Genomic DNA, 19,312 nt, shown 5'->3' with positions numbered 1-19,312 from the left:
TAAAACCTTTCATGAATATGACGGAATAAAGCGTTGTTCATGAAAACATTGTGCCATCATACCGAATGGTAGCCTTGGCTGAGCCGTGACTATACTCAGCATTATATTGCTAACCAATAACAACGAAAATAGAGAAAAATGCACAGATTAGCTCACCCAAATTACATGAAAAAATCACATATTATCTTTACTGCTCTTATTCTTATGATATTAGCTGGATGCACCTCAACGTCGGCTGTCGGCAGTTCCAAAACAAAGGAATATGCCAAGTCCCATGCTCTTGCTGGTAAAGCTTCTTGGTATGGCGATAAATTCCATGGAAGGCTCACAGCAAGTGGTGAGACGTATAATATGAATGCGAATACTGCGGCTCATAAAACCTTGCCCTTCGGCACTATCGTGAGAGTGACCAATACAGACAATAACAAGTCTGTTGATGTGAAAATTAACGATCGAGGCCCTTATGTAAAAGGCCGAGTGATCGACCTGTCGCACAAGGCATTTGCAAAAATCGGCAACGTTAAACAAGGCACCGTGCCTGTTAAAATCGAGATTGTTGATGACAGCAATACCTTTAGGTACAAACACTAACCTTCTTCTAGCCTCCCCCTTAACCAATATCATCGACTTCTTATTGATTGCCAAAAGGGGAGGTGCTGAATACCGAAGTCTAAAGTGTAACTGGACATTGAGAGGTCAATACGGTTAGGTCTGATAGCAGTACTCGTTTGCTATATGGTGGAGATAGGTGTGGAAAAAGAGTAGCTGTTGCTACTCTTTTATTTTTATGTATTACGAGGCTTTTATAAAGCCATCAAATATGACTTCATTGCGGTAAGGCGCATGGTTGCACCACCAATCATATCGATAAATCCTACGGAAGCAGGTTTCTTGGCACTAATCCAAGCCTGACCGGATGAACCAATCGGGATGTCGTAACCACCGTTCATGTTTTCATCAAACTCAATCAACACGGTACGTCCATGAGCACTCATGTTATTCCCAATGTGCTGACGTACATGCTGGTCACCTGGCATCAAACTTACTTGAGCTTCACCCGTACCAGTACGAATGCTGTGTACACGGCCTCGGAAGGTTTTTCCTGGGAACGCATCCACATAGAATTCGGAAAACTGACCGGGTTCAATATAGTTGTAGGTTTGATCGGCAATACGCATCTCAACAAATTTACGAGAGGTATCGTACAAGTGAATACCACCAAAAATGGTACCTGCCGAAATGTTTACAACACTGACTTGGCCGTCGAATGGAGCGCGCACCTCTTTACGTTCATCTTGCCACTGTGCTGTTTTTAACCTTGCTTCAACGCCAACGATTTGAGATCGAACAGCATGAATAGCCGCATCAACAGCTGCAGATGCTGCTCTTGCCGTGTTGAGTTGAGCTTTTACATCATCAAGGTTTTGTTCCGCTGCAAAGTTTCCCATTTTACTTAGACGTCTATAGTTTGACTCGATGTTTTTGATAGTGTGCACATCCGCCGTTTTTTGCGCTTTATGAGCCGTGATTTGAGCCAGCAATGCCTGTTTTTCAGCATTGAGAGCTTCAATGGAGCTTTGTGTATCCACGTTCACTTGCGTATAAAGCAGTTGTCCTTTTGTGACTTTCTGGTTGTGGTCAACAAACACCTCGTTAACTTGCATCCCCATAAACGGAGCTAATGTAGCGTGGGGAGCTTTTACTGTCGTTGAATTAGTCATATCAACAGGTGACCAGATGCGGTGGCCGAAAAATAACACCATGAGAATACCAAATCCGATCCCGACCATCTTTACGGCGTTACGAAGATTCCATGTGACAATGCCCATCTTGACCAAAATCCAACAGATCAAAATATACGGTATTAGCATCTCTTTCATGATTGAGTTTCCTCTTTAACCTTCTTAGATAATCGAATGATTGATTCGCCTAATGCAGACCAATTTGTAAACGCGATAATGATGGCTAAAATCCACCATGTATTATCAATAAACAGACCCAGCATGGTGAGGGCTGAAACGAGGGTTACATGCGCCGCCATGGTCTTTTCCGCTTTGTGGACAGCAATCTCATGAAGTTCCCACGCCAATTTAAGCAGATAAACCACCATTAATAATGTCAGTACAGAAGCAAAACCAATAAACCACTCCGCGTCCATTAGCGCGATAGGGACAGGGTAACCACCGCTGTAAAAGTACTCTTCAGGAATGTCTTTACCATTAATTTCTGCGCCGAGCTGGAAAAACCAACCCAGACCAACACAAGCAGAAACGAACAAGAGTTTTTTGAATAAAGCTGTTAAAAAGGATCGAATTTTCTTAAACATACCAATCTCGAATGTTGAGATTAGGCAACACATAATGGCTGCCTAACCGTTAAATACTGAGGTTTACACCAACAACCCACGCGTAGTAATCACGATCCTGTTGAGTTCTGATCTCAACGAATGGTGAAAACGTTTCCGCTTGTTTGGTCACTCTCCATTGAAAATCGTTGCGATTTTCGTTAGAAAAGTAGATGTGTTGTAGGTAGGTATCAAATCCATTGAAGGCATAGCCAATGATATTATCTAAACGCGTCGTGCTACTTAGTGCATCAAAGTCCGCGTGGTGATAACGAGTTCGGTGGCTAAGGTAAAGTCCGTTTTCAAAGCCATATTGCAAAGCGATAGACGGACGATTCTCAAGAGATTCACCTAGTCCAAATAAGTTCTGGTAACCAAAACTTATTGCCGCCTGCTGCCCTATTGCAATACGCTGGATAGCTCCAAACTGAGTCACTTGAAAGGGAGGTGTGTTTTGATCTACCTCGCCAACATTAGCGCTGTCGATCTCACCCATTAGCGTCAAACGACCAAGCGTATTTTGACGGTAATGGTAGCCTTCAAGAGAAGTGGTGACATTTGATCCATTGGCTTTGATATCGCCAAATTTAGCGTAGCCGCTAAATAACCAGCTGTTGGCAACCGCAGCATGACTCATTAGACACAGAGTGACTGAAAGAACGTACTTTCTCATTTTATTTCCTAAACAAAGTGTGGTGCTGTTTTGTATGCCCATGGACTCGCATTTTCGAGTTCATAAGCGAGACCAAATAGCGTTCGGTCGTTGCCACGAGCTGTGCTGAACATGCTACCAATCGGGAGGCCTGTACGAGTCCAATAAAGAGGAACTGATATCGATGGGTTGTCAGCCATGTTAGCGATCGGTGTATACGATAGAGCACGGTTGCTTTGTTCTTTGAAAATACCGAAATCGCTGTTCAGGTTTGGATTCGTTAGTGTGTGGTCATGGGATTTGTCCGGTGTTACTGGCGTTAGCCATACATCGATAGACTTATAGAATTGATCGTTCATTTGCGCATCCAGTGCCTGTTGGTAAGCAAAACCTTGCTCAACGAACTTGCTGTTTTTGCTCGCATGATGTTCAAATTCACGGATCCAACCAACCGTTTGCCAACCAAGAATTTTAGAATCTTCGAGTTTTTGTTTCGTTTGTGCTTCAACCATTTTACCCAGTTGCCCCAAACGACTACCAAATACAGCTGTGAAGTTGTGCATGAACTCAGGACCACGTACAGGGTTGGTTACTTCAATCACTTCATGACCAAGATTAAGCAGTATCTTGATGGTGTTTGTCATCGCGTTTTGAGTTTCTGTGTCTGGCATATCGCCAAACATGTTTTTCATTGAAACGCCGATGCGGAGCTTTTTCTCGATAGGTTGAGTTACATAGCCGAGCGGCACACGGCGGTGCTTGTTATTACTACGAACATGGTTCTCGGTTAAGCTTGCTGCTAAAGCCGTATCGCGAACTGAACGCGACATAAATGAGGAGTGAGTGAGTACGAAATCATCGGTACCAACAGCACCCGAAATAAGTAAGTTGCGACTTGGTTTGTAGCCGAAAATGCCACACATTGACGCAGGAATACGACAAGAACCGCCACCATCGGTACCATGAACAATGGGCGTATAACCCGCCGCTACAGCTGCGCCAGAACCACCAGATGATCCGCCAGAGCTACGTTCGAGATTCCAAGGGTTACGAGTAGTGCCAAAGAGGATGCTTTCTGTTGATGCAGAACTGGTAAATTCAGGTGAGTGAGTCATGCCCAGAACGTTAAATCCCGCCGTTTCACACGCAACGACAAAATCAGATGATTGCTGAGGGATGTTATTCTGGAGCAATAGCGAACCATTGGTCGATGGCATTCCAGCAACGTCGACACAATCTTTAACTAGTAACGGAACACCCGCAAAAGGAGCATTTTTATTGATGTTATTTGCGTTTTTCAACGCGGCATCAAAACGCTCATTGACTACAGCGTTAATTGTACCGTTAGTTAGCTTAATTTTTTCGATGGCTTCTTGGGCTAGCTCTTTGGGGGTCGCTTGCCCAGTTCGGACGAGGTTCGCCATAGCTATACCATCGAGTGGGGAGCGTTTTGGTGAAGCACTTGTCCGCTTAGTTGTACTGGTTGAAATGGAAGCGGCCATTGCAGTGGGAATTGTTGTACTAATCGCTACAGCTGAACCGGCCATGCCGATGTTCTTTATAAAATCACGTCTTTTCATAAAATATTCCTCAAAAATCTAGTGAGGATTATATGAATTTACATGTTGTCAGCTTTGCTCTCTGAAGCCATAAAGTTGTTATTATCCGCCAACTATCTCTAGTGTGAATATGCTCGAATGGCATTCATCATTCATGACTATTTCTAATTGTGATGTTGCTTGAGGGCCTGTTTGGGAGAGATTCCTGTCCAACGTTTGAATGCGTGTGAAAATGCACTGAGATCTGAAAATCCAAGTTGGTAGGCGATTTCTGTTAAATTGTCTTTGTTGCTATCAAACTCTTTTAGAACAAATTCGAGGCGAACTTGTTTGAGTACTTCAGAAAAAGAGGTATCGAGCTGCTTCAATTTACGACTGTATGAACGAGACGACATATTAAGATATTGGGCCACAGCCTCTTGGTTTGAATCCGTTAATCCTATTCCGTACAGTGCCTTGTGTGTGAGTGCGATAATGTTGGTACTTACGTTTAATTGAAGCTCTTCATAGGCTCGTTTTTTTGTTGCTTCATGAAGGGAAGCGTTGGCGAACTTTAATGGTTTATATAGGTTTTCTTTCTTAATAGATAGGCGACGCATGCTGTGGCCATAATCCATTTCGCAACCGGTGATCTGTTTGAATTGCTCTAAGTATTCCTCTCCAATATGCCAGGCTAACATCTTGAAATGGACAGAGAGTGTTGGGTCACCACTGCATACTCGTATGAATTTTAGGAGAGCTGCGCCATAAACGATTACAAGTTCCAGATGTAAATCTTGCTCTGACTGCTCTATTAGCCACATTTCGCCTTCACCAAAGGCAGTCTCACGATAAACGGTACTAATAGTCCCACCAAATAGAACCTGAAATTCAGACATGAGTTTCATTAACGTACGTAAGTCAGGTGCTGAAGCTAGCATGACCCCCACCGTGCCAAAACTTAAGGGGTTGAGGCTCTCCACTGCTAGGAACAAAGAAGCGTAATCTTTACGGTATTCAACAATCCGTCTTAGAGACTGTTTAAACTCACTATAATCGACAGAAGAGGAGCATTTCCACTGTTGGTATTGTTGTGGGTCGGGGAAAATACGATCTAAGGGGATGTCATTAGCTTTTACAAAATCATCGATCATTTCAAACCAGGCTGAGTTGATCTCCATACCTTTCATTGTTGGGCCTACCATATATTGAATGCCTTGACCTTATGTTCCTTGTTGGACTGTACCTTAGTATTGGTTGCTACTATAGGTATCTTCGTCGTCAATAAGACAGTGTATGAGTGAGTTCTTTTCATCCTCTAAGCTCTGTTGGAGAGTGACCAGTCCAATTCTTGAATGCTCGGCTGAATGCGCTTGAGTCTGAGAAGCCAAGCTCGTGAGCCACATAGGTAATATTACTGTTGTTTTGATTTAGCAACGTCATGCTCAGCTCAAGTCGATATTTATCGAACAAACGACGAAAACTCACCCCTTGTTGTTTAAGTTTACGATTCAGGGTTCGAGGGCTGATGTGAAGGTTACTCGCCACGCTATCTAGGTTGGTGTCTTTTACCGCGAGCACTTTGAACGTTTCATTCACTTTGTATATTAAGTTGGTTTTTAACGCTTTCTCCATCTGTTGGTCGGCGATTCGTACTAACTCTGCATGAAAGTCGGCTTGGAATTGACGAGGTTTTGCCTGAACAAGATCGTTAGGGAGCAGTATATATCGGGCGGGGAAGCCTTCCTTCATTTCTACATTAAATACGCGCTCATATATGCTTAAAAACTCATCACCGATGGTGTTCTTGTGGATGTGAATGGCAACTTTCTGTTTTGGTATATTCAGGTACTTTCGAACGAGCTTGAGGATGATACTGAAATAGAGCCCTAAGCTGATGTGTGTCATTAGGGTGGTTTCGTCGATGTACTCTGGGGTTACTGTCCAAAGTTCTATGTCACCACACTCTGTTTCGCGACTGAATATTTTCAGTAGTGGATGTATGTGAGTAGAGTATCGACTCAGAAGCTGGCAAAAGCTGGCAAGGTTTGGTGCAGTGAGCATAGCCATTACCGGAGCGCCCATCTCAAGCTCATCGAAGTAGCGAGCGGAATCATCAAATAATTCGATCAGTTCATGATCAAAGCGTTGGTAGATATTTGTGATGGCGGTTTGAAGCTGATACGCCGAGATCGATTCGGCGGAGCAAAGTTGTTTATAGACCTCTGCCCCCGACCAGATATCTCTGCTGTCTCCAATTCTTGCTTTAATAGCAGAATCTAAAGTTTTAAACCAAAATATGGGCAATTGTGTGCTAAAACTTTCCACCATAACTCCCTGTTATTTCGTGTGATTGAAGAGTGCTCTTCTCGGTAATATATCCAAATTAAAGGATTTGTTTATGGGTTACAAGTAATGAAAATCTCTGTTCAGCCTTAGAATTTATAATCAACACCTACGGAAACCACGTATTGTGATGATTGGTAATACTCAATATTCGAATTCGTTGTTTTAGCACCGAGTAGTGATACTAGAGACCAGTTTTTTGTATCAAAGATATTGGCATACTCATAAGCGATGAATGCTCCAAAGTCTTTATCTTCGCGAGTTTTATTAAAAATTGGATTCTCTTTATCATAGCTACGCTTTGCTGCATTAAGTGTTAAAGCTAGACCATGATTTCCATACATTTTCGCTAGGTTAATTTCCGCGCCAAGGCTCAAGAACGATAGTGCGTCTCCCTCTGAGTCTGATGAGACAACATTCATCGAGGGTGTGAAAAGGCCAGAACCATCTTTTAAGAAGTACTGGTAACCCGATTTTAGGTAAAAGTATTTTCGCTCTCGAATCATCAGTGCGCGTTCTTCTTCGGTTAAACCAAGCCCCTTTAGACCGGTGTTTTCTTTTTTAACGTCTGACTCACCAGAAGCGACATCGAGATTAAAATTCGAGCCCATTATTCTTGAAAGTTGCATTCGAACGACAGTACCAGTGACATCGGTCTCTTCTCTTTTCGAGTCTACAGCATAAGGGTCATCCCATACTTCGCCAGATATTAGAGTCGGCAAGATAGAAAAGTCGACTACCATGCCATTTTCCACTTGCTGTCTATATCCAATTTCAAATGCCAGCGTACCTGTAATGATGTCGTCTCTTGAGGTACCTAAGAAAAACTGTTTATGATTCAAAGCGCCAAAGGTGTATTGCACTGAACCCAAAACAGCGACCATTCCCTCAGCTTCCGTATTACCCGAGGACATTAAATCGGCTTGAGATTGATGATTGCTTTGACCAACATCGAGGTTGCTTGAGTTGGCGTTGAAGCCTGTTAGGAAGGTCATATTGCCACTGAAGCCTTCACTTGGTGCTAGAGCTGCGAATGAGTTTGGCGCAAGCGTCAGACTTGCTAGAAATAGGAAAATAATATGTTTCATCAATAGACTCGTACTTAAATAATTTTCTAAACCGAATTGCTTTCGAACATGAATGGCTTTCTAAAACGAAAAGCTCTTTAAAGTTAATCGCTTGTTAAAGCGCAATCGGGGCTTTTCTGTTTGCCCAAGACTTTCGAGCAAAGAGACAGTAGAACGAATGGTTTCTTGTGCGAATTCTTTTTGGTGAGGCTTTTTTGTCTCTTATCAGGTTCGCCATCTCGGTCGCATCCAGTGGCGAATCAACGGTTTGGTGATCTGAAGGCAAATTGGTTGGTGAAGTTGGTGTTGCATTCGCTAAGGTAGGCAGAGAGATAGCCGCAGCTGAAACTGCATCTTTCCCCATAACTTTGAAAAAATATCTTTGTTTTAATTCATTGATAGTCATCGTTTCTATCCCAAGTTAGAAAGTCACTATCCTTGTTTCGAAACCTAGCTCGCTAGGCTTAGCGTCACTCCGTGTGCTGATTTATGGGATTAGAATAAAGGTTGGGGTTTTGGTGCGCAGTGCAAATACCGCCAATGTTAATACTATTCACGCCAACTCGTTTGTCGGGTTATGTATAGGCTGTGGGTTTATTGCTCTGCTGTTAGCCAAAAGCTAGACAGGTCTTCAAACAGATCATCATTATCTAAAATACTCAGATGGCTTTTGTTGTAACCACGAATTTGGTCCGCATTCAATTGGGCTGGTCGTGATAACTGGCTTGATAAATTGATCACACCATCGTTGCTGTTGGTATTAAATAGATCGCCCGAGTTATAACCAAAGGCTAAAAAGTGGGGAATGTGAATCTTACTGCTGTCAATGAATAAGTCAGCGATAAATTTCCCGTCTGGATTTAAATCAACCCATGCAGGCATTACTACGGGAGAGTACTCGACCCCTTGTTTAGCAGAATCGACACCACCAAACGGTGAAGAGATGGTGGTTACGCTGCTTACAAAATCGCATAGCTGCCCAATACGACACTGGCGAATACTGTTAGTCACGACCAAGCCACCCATACTGTGGGCAACAACATGTAGTTGCTGGTTCTTATATTCACTCACAATTGTATGTAACAGATTGTTCAAGCCTTTTGAGTTCAAAGCCAAAGCCAAAGCCAAACCAGAAGGGTAGTTGAAAACCCATATTTGATATTTAGATTGGTCGATTTTTTCAATGAGAGGGGCGAAATCTAAAGCGGTGCCATTGATCCCATGCACAAATAGAATTGGGATTTTATTTGGGTCATATTCAGATAGAAAATAGAGCCCGGCATTATCTTCGAGTAAGAATGTTAGTGGTTGCCACATACCGAGTTTTGCATTCCCTTTCTCAAAAGGAGGATCCGATAAATCCACCACGGTGCCTATATCGACGAGGTCTAACTCAATTTTCAGTAGTGAGGATAATGAGCGATCAACAAAGGCGCTTGGGACTTCATTTTCATTAACTTCTAGGGATACTTCTATTGTGGATTTGTCTTGATGGTTACGAAGGTTAATGACACTGAATGCTTCGTCTGCTTGTAGGGTTAAGTCTTGATTTTTATCTTCAAAGACAAGTAGGTAATGGATGTTGTTCGATAGCTGTAAGTCGATACGGTCACTAGCGATTATTCCGTCGTAACCATCCACTTCGCTTTTATTGATGTCTTTGATTTGCTCAATTACCACGGCAGAGCCGGAGGCAGGTTGACTCAAGGTAACCATGTATTGATTGGTAATGGAGTCGATAGCTTCTATCTCATTAGATAGGTTTCTAAAGTTACCGCACCCGAACAGTGCTGAACTGATTAGCAGCACAGTAAGTAATCGCTTCATTACATTTTCATCCTTAGATCAACTCGTTCCATCATTGAATCAATAGCCTGTGTTTAATAGTAGCAATAAAACAACGCTTAACAAAAAGGCAAGCAAGCGACTAAAAAGTTCGCTTGCTTGCCTTTGAGTTTTAGTTACTCAGTGAGTGAATATTGAACGCTAAAGCGTGTTTTTGTACACCTTACCGTCTTTCATGATCAGTTTCTGTGTATCGGTGTTTGCCACACATGCTACGCCTTCCAGTGGGTTACCGTCGATGATCAATAGGTCTGCATATGCCCCTTCAACGATTTGGCCTAGTTTGCCTTCTTGATAAGGGTGTTGGTAAGTTGACATCTCGAATAAACGTCCACAGTTTGATGTCGCCATGCGAAGTGCTGTGATGGTATCGAATACTTGCTCAATCGCACCTAGTTCGTTCAGTTGGGTCGCGTGAACATTGGTTTCGCCCACACAATCAGTACCAAAAGCGATGTTTTTGATGTCGTATTTCTTAATCAGTTCTGCTGACTTGAACATGGCTTTGCCTACGCGTTCTGTCTTGCGGTATGTCTCTTCATTTGGCAGCGGAATTTTACGCTCTGCAATCAATGAAGAGGTAAAGTAAGACGGAATCACCCAAATACCTTTCTCTTTAATGATCTCCGCAATGTCGTCATCCATGATAGTTGCATGTTCGAATGACATCACACCTGCTTCTGCTGCTCGGCGCATCGCATCTGAAGTGTGGATGTGCGCAGCGACATAAGTGCCGTAATCGGAAGCGGCATCAACTGCAGCTTTCATTTCTTCAGATGTGAATTGCAATGTGTCTAGCGGGTCGAACGTTGAAGATGCGCCACCGCCTGCCATGATCTTGATTTGTGATGCACCCATAAACAGTTGTTCACGTACTGCTTTCAATACTTCTGAACGACCATCGGCCACTTTCATAGCACCAAGCTTCATCATTGGGGAATCTTCGTGGCCGTTAGCTAAACGTTCTTGCGCTTGGTTTTGACGGTAATCAGAGTGACCACAGGTTTGCGAGATAGCCGCCATTGAAGGAAGAATGCGTGGGCCAGTGGCGTAACCGTTATCGATACTTTTCTTAAGGCCAAGCGTGTTACCTGCTACATCACGAATTGTGGTAAAGCCGCGCATCAGCATCTCTTCTGATATTTTCGCTGAGCGAATCGCTACTTCTTCACGTGTCATGGTATCAATCACATTGAAAGGTGCAGATAGCGTGATATGAACGTGCGCATCAATCAAACCTGGCATTACCGTGCCACCCTGAGCATCGATAATTTCATCCGCTAACGTTGTATCAACCTCGCCAATTTGTGTAATCAAGTTGTCTTCAATAAGAATTGATACGTTCTTGATTAGGTTGTTATCAACACCGTTAAATACGTTCGCGTTAGTGATTAGCTTTTTCATAGTCTGCACCTTTTGGAAATGAGAGTGTGTCGCTGATGGAGTTATCTTATGGCGGGCAGTATTTGAAAAATGGCCATTTGGTGACAAGCAATGATGAGGCTTATCTTTTGGTGCATTTCTATATTTTTGAAAATTGCTTTATAGAGGGAAGCGAATTATTGGTGTGAGAAATGATGAATCGATAAAAACTAATAATTTCGAATGGAATGGTTGTGGTGTCATCAAATGGTAAGTTTTGCTTCGATTCGAACGCTAAGATGTATTTCAAATCGAGACTACTTATCCAATTAGAGAGAAACAGAATGACTAAATCAGACAAAGTTTACGGATTCAATACACCACAACGTCTATTCGTTGGTTACACGTTAGCTGTGCTGGTGGACTTAGTGGTTCTTAACTTCTTTGATGAGTACTGGGACTTTGTAAACATTGAATCTTTCACTATCTCTTTGATTGCGGCGTTGTTGTTGCAGTTGTTGTTGAAGCTCTCTATTGGTTTAGAGCACAAGATTGCTGAGCACTTCAAAAGCAAGCCGGGCACCGCACCTAAGGTTTACCGAGCAATCACCACTTACATCATTTTAGTGGGTTCAAAATTCGTGATGCTAGAAGCGATTAACTTGTTGTTCGGTGAGAAGGTGAGCTTTACTGGTCCTTGGAATGGTGTGGTTGCGTTCTTTGCTGTGGTATTTACGATTCTGATTGCCGAAGTGATTGTATCGAAGATCTACTTTGCTCTTGATGATAAGCAAGACGCAAACTTGAATGAAAAGACAGCGTAAGCGAAAGTTGAATAGAAATCGGGAGTTTGAAACGAACTCTAAACTGAGAAGGGTTAGCAGTTTTGCTAGCCCTTTTTGGTTTCTGTTTACCTGCATTCCATTTATCGATTTCTTACTTATTTAATAATCCACGCAGTTTTAAGTGTGGCAGTTCAAGGCTTTCTCTATTGACTATATGAAGAGTATAGCTCTGCCGAAACTATCTTCAGAATAGCAAAATACGCTGCTTACCCATGATTCTTTTTGTGTTCAAGTCGCACACCAATTTGTACAGTCAGAGTGGTGTGAATCAATACTAATTATTTCTATCTTGTTGAATATTAGAGTGTACTTTAGGTGTTGAGATTTCTTTACTGAAAATCCAATATGCATTTTGTGTCATATTGTTTATTAGCGCATATGTTTGTGGAGGGAACACTACAAATCGATATAGGAAATCTAATGAAAGTAATCTTATCTAACCTTGGGTTAGCGACAACATGTCTATTTTCTTCGTTCGTAAATGCGCAACCACAGCTCCTAGTTCAGCCACAGCTTTCGATTCAACCACACCTACCTGTTATTGCTGATGAAGTGATGTATCAACTGTCACATCAAACGTTGACTGAAACATCGGGCGATCGATACACGCAGCAAATTGAACACGCGAGCGCGTCATTCATTAAGCTTCATTTCAATTCGCTTGTTATACCCAAAGGTAGCCTGTTGCGCTTGAGTTCGAGCACCAGTGATGAGGGTGTTGAATATCATGAGAGTCAGACAGATTGGTTTGCTCAGTCTATTTCAGGTGACACCATGTTGATTGAGGCGATGCCAAACGCAAACGGCCAATACCCTGAATTCGAGATAGACTACTACATGGCGGGTAAGAGTGCAGATGAGGAGGCATTGGCAACACTATCGACATGTGGCGTTAACGAGCGCAGAGATGTTGCCTGTTGGGAAGAGTCTCATCCAGGTAAGGTGGCTTGGACAACACCCGTTGCAAGGCTATTAATCAATGGACGTAGTTTGTGTACCGCTTGGCGAGTTGGGCCAAATAACCATATGTTCACCAATAACCACTGTGTCGCATCAGAATCAGAACTGAGAAATACAGAGGTATGGTTTAACTATCAGCGCCGTACTTGTGACGGCTCTATGGCCACCACGGTTAAAGTCATGGGAAGTAAGATACTCAGCACCGATTATGATCTGGATTACACACTGTTTACCGTCGATGATTTTTCAAAGATAGCGTCGTTTGGTTATCTAGGGTTAGACGCTGAAGAGCCGATGTTTGGTGACGGGATTTATATTCCTCAACACGGGGCGGGTAAGCCGAAAGAGCTCGCTATTGAGAGTGATCAAAATGGTTCAGGATTGTGTCAGATCGATGTGGCTTCAGCGAATGGGCGAGGAGTAAATACGGATACTGGCTATTTCTGTGACACGATTGGAGGCTCGTCTGGGTCACCTGTTCTGCGAACCGATAACAACAAAGCCATTGCTTTGCATCATTTCGGAGGCTGCGAAAACCAAGGCGTAAAAATCAGTAAAATTTGGCCATTAGTGGCTTCGTATTTCAATGACGAGCTACCTAACGGCTCAGTTGGTGAGCCTAAGAATGAGATCCCAGAAGTGACTTTAGGAAGCCTAATAACCGATCTCGCCGCGACGTCCGGCCAACAAAAACTGTTTTTGCTCAAAGCCGCAAACCGTACCAGTGATGTAACTGCAACTATCAAGCAAGGAGTGGGTGACGCCGATCTCTATATTCGTTCTGGCGCGCAACCAACGAAAAGTACTTACGATTGCCGACCTTATCGCTCTGGCAACTTTGAAAGCTGCGAGGTGCCTATGGCGGATGAAGATCTCTATATCATGATTAATGCGTTCCGAAGTTTTTCCGGATTATCCCTGTTGTTGTCAGAGTCTCAATAATCAACGAGAAGTCAGTTTACGAAATTCATAATAAAGGCGAGTCGGTTAGGCTCGCTTTTGATTATTATAATTAAACAGAATGATTAATAAAAATGGAGATGGTGGTGATATTTGATAGTTTTAAATATCTAATATGTTAATAGTAAATACCATTTCCTTAATTGTTATAAGGTAATTCTATTAATATAAATCCATAATTTTTTTGAGGCGTTTAATCCTGTTTATATAAAAACATACCCGACACCAAACTTTAATATTCATAAAAGTAATCATTGCTTTAACCAAGATCACAAATATCAATGAGCACTGTGTTGCATATTTTGTTTTTGAGTTATTTTCCTGCCGCCAATCATAAAGGAAAAATAATAATGAAAAAAACAATAGCGTTAGTGTCTGTAACCGCCTGCCTAAGTCCGTTTACTTATGCTGATAATAGTAACGTTATCACCGGTGAATCGCCTGAAGGTGTCTACGTTCAATACCAATCGATGAATCAAGTGACTGAATCGATGAAGCAAGATGGCTTTACTTTGCATCGTTGTGGGATCAACACGCTTCGCAATAACATCCAAGCAAATCAAGGCTTGGAAGTCCCTCATAGTCAGATCCAATGTGTGTATTCAAAACCGGGTCAATCAACGAGTGATGAGTCTGAGCTAATCTATTGGCATTTGAACATTCTTTATAGCATGGAGAATGAAAACTTCGTTGCTGAGAGTGAATTTTCTGAGCGTTATACCAGCGAGATCTATACCCATAGCCCTGAATATCTTCTAGACATTGGTCCGCATTATTACCGTCAACGCTCGGAAGTTGAAGCGTTGGGAATGAAGGTAGGTGAATGTAACCTACAAAAAATCTATTACTTTAGTGCACCTACGGAAGAGTCATACTTGTCAGATATAGCATCTTGCCCTGTATATAAGGCCGACGGTGAGCTTTCTGGTAATATTACAGTGGAAATTAATCATACCCCGGCTAATTTGGGTTACAGTGAGCGTCTTGTCAAATTTTACGCTATTTAATCGTGTGAAAGTTTGAGCGGATTTTTATATTAATAATCTGACCCATATTCATTTGAACATTCTAATTTAGTATTAAATGAAAAAGGGTTGGTAATAAATACCAACCCTTTTAGGTCTATCGAAGTTTATGTACATATAGAGATGCCACAGAAAACTCAGAATCGTGTTTTTATTAAAAAGGTTAAAAATCTGAGCTATATAGCATTCAGTTTATAAGCCTCTATTAAATAGAGATTTAAAAATCGTATTTTAGACCAACTTGTGGCATGAATTCGCCTAAGTCGGCACCTTGAGCTTTAAGCTTTCGATAGCCGAGAGCTGCTTCAAAAGCCCAATTGCTGCCGAATTTCGTATCGGAAATGGCATACGTTTCGTATAAGTCAATGTCCTGACCGCTCTCTTCAAGCTTACTAATGCTACCCAAAACTGTCAGTGTCCAATTCTCACTCATATGAATGAAAGAGCCTAGCTCTAAACCATAACCATCCGCGGTGTAGCTCGCATCAGATATATCAGGTGGTGTTATACCATTTTTGCCAGGAGTAGAGCTTCCGGTTGTACCTTTGTAGCTTTGTTTAAATGACGTCTTGTTTACTTTTATATAAGGTGAATAAGAGCCTAACTCGAAGTAGTAGCCGATGCCGAAATCTTGCTTTGTTGTTGAAGCATAGGTTGTTGTTGAAAAATGTTGGCTTTGAAAGCTAGGGCCATCAAATGAGCTATAACTGATGTTGTAGTCAGCAAAGATATGGTCGTAGAAATTCCAAGATAAACGACCGTACCCACCAAGGCTACTTTCTGCATGCCCAATTACTGAGTCAGATAGGCCATCATCAATGCCATATTGAGCACCAAATGAGATAGAAGAGAAGTCATTCGCAGCAGCAGGTAAAGACGTTAACGCAGCAAGTAAAATTAAATGTTTCTTCATGTGTAACTTCATTATTTGTAAAAAGTTGCGGCATTGTAATTACTTTATTTAACCTGTCTGTTGCGGAAACTAACATTCTGAAAATGATATGTAATGATTGTTTTCTTGTGGTGAATAATGTTGCTTATTGTTGGTTGTAAAATCTATTCACCATTTTGATACACCACATCGCCACGCAGTACAGTCATCAATACTTGAGTCTTGGCGATGCCTCTTGCTGACAAGGTGGTGATGTCTTTATCTAGAATGGCGAAATCTGCAGACTTCCCAACTTCAATAGAACCTGTTACGTCTTCAATTCCTAGGCTCTTGGCTGCGTTGAGAGTGTAAGCGTCGATGGCTGTGTAGATATCGGTTAGGCCTGTTTTGCCCATGATTAAGCTGTTTGCGATTCCGACCAAAGGGTTGATGTCGTGAACATTCCAGTCACTGCTTAGAGTGATATTGGCGTCGGTTTTGAGTATTGCATCGAGGTTCATCATGGCTTTAGCACGGCGGGCGCCAAGGAAAGCTTCCGCCCATTGGTGTTGATGCCTTGCAACGTAATCAGAGCCGACTTGAAAATCTGCGGTCACGTCTAATTGGCGAAAGCGTGGCACATCTTCATCATTGATTAATTCGACATGGGTTAGGGTGTAGGGTTTGATTGAACCTTGTTTGCGAATACTTTCTATCGCATCAAGAGATTCACGAACCGCTCCATCACCAATGGCATGAATGTGGGCACTAAAGCCGATTTTTTCGAGCGCAGTTAACCATTCTTTCATTTGTTCTGGTGGAATGTAGTTCAAGCCATTAGGAGAGCTTGGTAAATAGGTATCTAAGTAAGGGGCAAGCGTTTTTGCCGTGCCATTGATAAAAATACCATCGCTGTACATTTTCACCTGTTCGACCAGCAGTAGGCGGCTTTTGTCATCGGAATACATTTTCTCAAACACTTCCAATTGAGAAGGCAATGCCATGGAAGGGTAAACCCAAGGACGCAATGAGACGCGCGCTGTGAGATCTTGGTTTTGCTCGGCTTCTAGCCAAACGTCATACCAACCGCGCTTCCAATACATTCTACCGTCACCTATGGTGGTGATGCCGTGGGCAGCCGCTTCTTCAAGACCGTATATTAAGCCTTGGTAGCTCTGCTCAAAGAGCTCACTTTGACTGTTCCACGCCATTTCCATGACTTGATCACCGGCGTTGTCCAGTAAGATGCCATTGAGCTTACCGCTTGCAGGATCTTTTAAATATGCTCCGCCTTGTGGGTCTGGTGATTGCGGACTAATTCGGGCGATTTTTAGCGCTTTGGAGTTAACCCACATTGAATGTGAAGTCTGCTCCATGATCACGACTGGTCGATCGGGGAAGACACTGTCGATGATCTCAAGTGGTGTGTATTCAGAATCGCTATCGAGAGTCGATTCCAAAGAAAAGCCATAACCCATTAGCCAACCTCTGCCAACGGTATCAGCATTGATCTTACAGGCTTCTAAGTAGAGGATTTGCTCTTCGAGTGTTGCTTCAGAATCGAGTTCACAGGTGCCACCCAGCTCTGAGGCCGCTTCGAAAACATGGTTGTGGTTGTCTATGAATCCTGGAAGGACGAAGTTTTGTTTTAGGTCGATAAATTCAGCGTCAGAGCTAGCAAATTGTCGCGCTTGTTGTTCACTCCCTATGAAAGAAATCTTGCCGTTCTGCGTGACGATACTGTTGGATTCATAGTGACCATAAATGATCGCGTCAGTAAAAACGCGACTATCGGAGGCTGTGACTGTTAATGATGTAGCCAAACCCATTGTACAAACGAGTTGTTTTAATAGTCGTACTTTTAGTTTTGAGTGCATTTTCATAGTGATTCACATTAATAACTTCCCCGTCTATTGTAAGGTTAGAATAATTGATTGGCTGAATCTAAGTTTTATTTCTAAAGAGTTAAACTTACGTTTGTCGAATAAATGTTAGGTAAGTCACTGATTAACAGAGTAAGAACTGAACTTTCCTTTAAAGTTAACGTATAGGGTTATCTATAACGAATAAATTTATCGAGTCGAGGTTAGGATGAAGAAAATATTATTGCTGCTGAGTGTCATTCTGTTGGGTGGATGCGTGGGGATGCCAGAAACCGTAAAGCCAGTTCAGCAGTTTGAATTGGATAGATACTTAGGGAAATGGTACGAAGTGGCTCGCTTAGACCATTCTTTTGAGCGCGGCTTAAGTAATGTGAGCGCTGAATACAGCCTACGCGATGATGGCGGCGTGAAAGTGATTAACCGCGGTTATTCGGCTGAAGAGGGCGAATGGAATGAGGCAGAAGGCAAAGCGTACTTTGTTGAAGGTAGCGACCAAGGTTACTTAAAAGTGTCGTTCTTCGGTCCGTTTTATGGTGCCTATGTGGTATTTGAATTGGAAGAGGAAGGGTACCAATACGCCTTCGTTTCTGGGCCCGACACTGATTACTTATGGCTACTAGCAAGAACGCCTGAAGTCGCACCTGAAGTGATGGAAAAGTTTAAAGCGATGTCGAAAGAGCGTGGGTTCAATACCGATGAGCTGATCGTTGTGGAACATACCCAATAAACCGATCGCTGTTATTGGTTAGAGTGATTGAGTGATGATTGATAAGGCACAGAGGATGAACTTCTCTGTGCCTTTTTAATTATCTGAGAGTTAGTCTTGCTTACGCACTTGCAACACGCTCAGTACTGATAGCGAAAGGAAGAACGCTGGGTCGCTCCAACCAAAGCCAACAAAGATGCCCGTGAAAGCGGCATACAGAGTGATGATCGCACCGAGCATATTGGTGACAACCAAGCCTTGGATGAGTTTCTTGGCACTGACTCCCGTTTCAATATCTCGCAGTAACCATGTTATCGCTGCAATACCACCAAGGAAGATACTGGTATGTTGAGAGAGAAAATAAGCGTACTTATCATTAATTTCCACGCCGTACATAGGCCACATGACCGTTGGTAGAAAAAACAACGCGAAGGCAAAACCTGCGTAAATGATGCCGTGTAGGCTTAAAAACGTTTTATTGTTCATTTGTTATCTCTCTATCTCGTGCCTTTCGCTAATTCTTTATTCATTCCATTAGCCGTTGATTGGGCCTTTGTTAATGGTAGTTAATGGCTGGTTCACGTCAAAAATCACGCCGCGAACTTCATCTACGCCCATCTCTTTCAAGCGAGCGGCATGCATGGCTAAGTAAGCCTCAGCACTGAGTTGATCTTCAAAAAGGTAGACACCACCGCCCAGTTTTTCGGTTTGGTTTTCTGTCCAGATTTTCCAGATCATGCCCGGCTCGTTGTTGATGGACTTAGCTAGGTCGACGAGTGCGTTCGACATCTCTTCACCGAAAGGGCCGTTAAATTCAAAATCAACTTGCAGTAGTTTCATGGTGTTTCTCCGTTTAACAAATTTCGTTTAACAAAATCCGCTGAAAAATAGGTGTTTAAGACAAACAA

General features: G+C 42.6%; 19 protein-coding genes. 5 read left to right on the top strand and 14 right to left on the bottom strand.

Features of this window, described 5'->3' with window-relative positions:
- The first annotated feature begins 138 nt into the window (after nt 1–138).
- Entirely contained in the window at nt 139–591 is a 453-nt protein-coding gene (locus tag CWO13_RS15160; protein ID WP_108083143.1) for a septal ring lytic transglycosylase RlpA family protein, read from the top strand.
- A 212-nt stretch (nt 592–803) separates the two neighbouring features.
- On the opposite strand, the gene CWO13_RS15155 is transcribed toward CWO13_RS15160, so the two are convergent.
- From CWO13_RS15155 to CWO13_RS15110, 10 genes are all read right to left on the bottom strand, one after another.
- The gene (locus tag CWO13_RS15155; protein ID WP_107898730.1) at nt 804–1,880 is read right to left on the bottom strand and encodes an HlyD family secretion protein; all 1,077 of its coding nucleotides are present in this window, start codon (nt 1,878–1,880) and stop codon (nt 804–806) included.
- A complete protein-coding gene (locus CWO13_RS15150) occupies nt 1,877–2,326 on the bottom strand; it encodes a magnesium transporter (RefSeq protein WP_136975654.1) in 450 nt (149 codons plus the stop codon). Before CWO13_RS15150 ends, CWO13_RS15155 begins: the two co-directional genes overlap by 4 nt.
- Before the next feature lie 49 nt (nt 2,327–2,375).
- Nucleotides 2,376–3,017 carry a hypothetical protein gene (locus CWO13_RS15145; RefSeq protein ID WP_108083142.1) on the bottom strand — a complete coding sequence of 214 codons (642 nt, stop codon included), beginning with the start codon at nt 3,015–3,017 and terminating at the stop codon, nt 2,376–2,378.
- An 8-nt stretch (nt 3,018–3,025) separates the two neighbouring features.
- Nucleotides 3,026–4,576, bottom strand: coding sequence for an amidase (locus CWO13_RS15140; RefSeq protein WP_108083141.1), 1,551 nt, complete (start codon nt 4,574–4,576; stop codon nt 3,026–3,028).
- A gap of 143 nt (nt 4,577–4,719) precedes the next feature.
- Nucleotides 4,720–5,724, bottom strand: coding sequence for a helix-turn-helix domain-containing protein (locus CWO13_RS15135; protein WP_181359921.1), 1,005 nt, complete (start codon nt 5,722–5,724; stop codon nt 4,720–4,722).
- 121 nt (nt 5,725–5,845) lie between these two features.
- The gene (locus CWO13_RS15130) at nt 5,846–6,865 is read right to left on the bottom strand and encodes a helix-turn-helix domain-containing protein (protein ID WP_108083139.1); all 1,020 of its coding nucleotides are present in this window, start codon (nt 6,863–6,865) and stop codon (nt 5,846–5,848) included.
- Between the two features lie 104 nt (nt 6,866–6,969).
- Nucleotides 6,970–7,968, bottom strand: coding sequence for a DUF2860 family protein (locus CWO13_RS15125; RefSeq protein WP_108083138.1), 999 nt, complete (start codon nt 7,966–7,968; stop codon nt 6,970–6,972).
- Nucleotides 7,969–8,062: 94 nt separating this feature from the next.
- On the bottom strand, nt 8,063–8,353 hold the full coding sequence (locus tag CWO13_RS15120) for a hypothetical protein (RefSeq protein WP_258186385.1): 291 nt from the start codon (nt 8,351–8,353) through the stop codon (nt 8,063–8,065).
- Nucleotides 8,354–8,541: 188 nt separating this feature from the next.
- Complete coding sequence (locus CWO13_RS15115; protein WP_108083137.1) at nt 8,542–9,774, bottom strand: lipase family alpha/beta hydrolase; 1,233 nt, start codon at nt 9,772–9,774, stop codon at nt 8,542–8,544.
- A 159-nt stretch (nt 9,775–9,933) separates the two neighbouring features.
- Nucleotides 9,934–11,196 carry a metal-dependent hydrolase family protein gene (locus tag CWO13_RS15110; protein WP_108083136.1) on the bottom strand — a complete coding sequence of 421 codons (1,263 nt, stop codon included), beginning with the start codon at nt 11,194–11,196 and terminating at the stop codon, nt 9,934–9,936.
- A 302-nt stretch (nt 11,197–11,498) separates the two neighbouring features.
- Here CWO13_RS15110 and CWO13_RS15105 point away from each other — a divergent pair, with 302 nt between their 5' ends.
- The 3 genes from CWO13_RS15105 to CWO13_RS15095 all read left to right on the top strand — a co-directional run bounded on the left by CWO13_RS15105 (nt 11,499) and on the right by CWO13_RS15095 (nt 14,926).
- Nucleotides 11,499–11,978 carry a hypothetical protein gene (locus CWO13_RS15105; protein ID WP_108020329.1) on the top strand — a complete coding sequence of 160 codons (480 nt, stop codon included), beginning with the start codon at nt 11,499–11,501 and terminating at the stop codon, nt 11,976–11,978.
- Between the two features lie 441 nt (nt 11,979–12,419).
- Complete coding sequence (locus CWO13_RS15100) at nt 12,420–13,901, top strand: serine protease (RefSeq protein ID WP_108083135.1); 1,482 nt, start codon at nt 12,420–12,422, stop codon at nt 13,899–13,901.
- 368 nt (nt 13,902–14,269) lie between these two features.
- Complete coding sequence (locus CWO13_RS15095) at nt 14,270–14,926, top strand: hypothetical protein (protein ID WP_108083134.1); 657 nt, start codon at nt 14,270–14,272, stop codon at nt 14,924–14,926.
- Nucleotides 14,927–15,161: 235 nt separating this feature from the next.
- Here the strand turns inward: CWO13_RS15095 and CWO13_RS15090 are convergent, their stop codons facing one another.
- Nucleotides 15,162–15,857, bottom strand: a complete 696-nt coding sequence (locus CWO13_RS15090) for an outer membrane beta-barrel protein (protein ID WP_108083133.1) — start codon at nt 15,855–15,857, stop codon at nt 15,162–15,164.
- Nucleotides 15,858–16,000: 143 nt separating this feature from the next.
- Entirely contained in the window at nt 16,001–17,644 is a 1,644-nt protein-coding gene (locus tag CWO13_RS15085) for an amidohydrolase (RefSeq protein ID WP_258186386.1), read from the bottom strand.
- 262 nt (nt 17,645–17,906) lie between these two features.
- Between CWO13_RS15085 and CWO13_RS15080 the strand changes: the two genes are divergently transcribed.
- Nucleotides 17,907–18,425, top strand: coding sequence for a lipocalin family protein (locus CWO13_RS15080; RefSeq protein WP_048669028.1), 519 nt, complete (start codon nt 17,907–17,909; stop codon nt 18,423–18,425).
- A 90-nt stretch (nt 18,426–18,515) separates the two neighbouring features.
- On the opposite strand, the gene CWO13_RS15075 is transcribed toward CWO13_RS15080, so the two are convergent.
- Both CWO13_RS15075 and CWO13_RS15070 read right to left on the bottom strand, forming a co-directional pair.
- Nucleotides 18,516–18,890: a hypothetical protein gene (locus tag CWO13_RS15075; RefSeq protein ID WP_102432627.1), complete on the bottom strand. Its 375-nt coding sequence runs from the start codon at nt 18,888–18,890 to the stop codon at nt 18,516–18,518.
- A gap of 48 nt (nt 18,891–18,938) precedes the next feature.
- Nucleotides 18,939–19,244: a monooxygenase gene (locus tag CWO13_RS15070; RefSeq protein WP_055320113.1), complete on the bottom strand. Its 306-nt coding sequence runs from the start codon at nt 19,242–19,244 to the stop codon at nt 18,939–18,941.
- Nucleotides 19,245–19,312 lie beyond the last annotated feature (68 nt).

The organism is Vibrio sp. ZF 223 (assembly GCF_003050585.1).
Lineage (GTDB): Bacteria > Pseudomonadota > Gammaproteobacteria > Enterobacterales > Vibrionaceae > Vibrio > Vibrio crassostreae.
The sequence above is the reverse complement of the archived record's forward strand: the minus strand, read 5'-3'. Positions and strand labels throughout refer to the sequence as shown.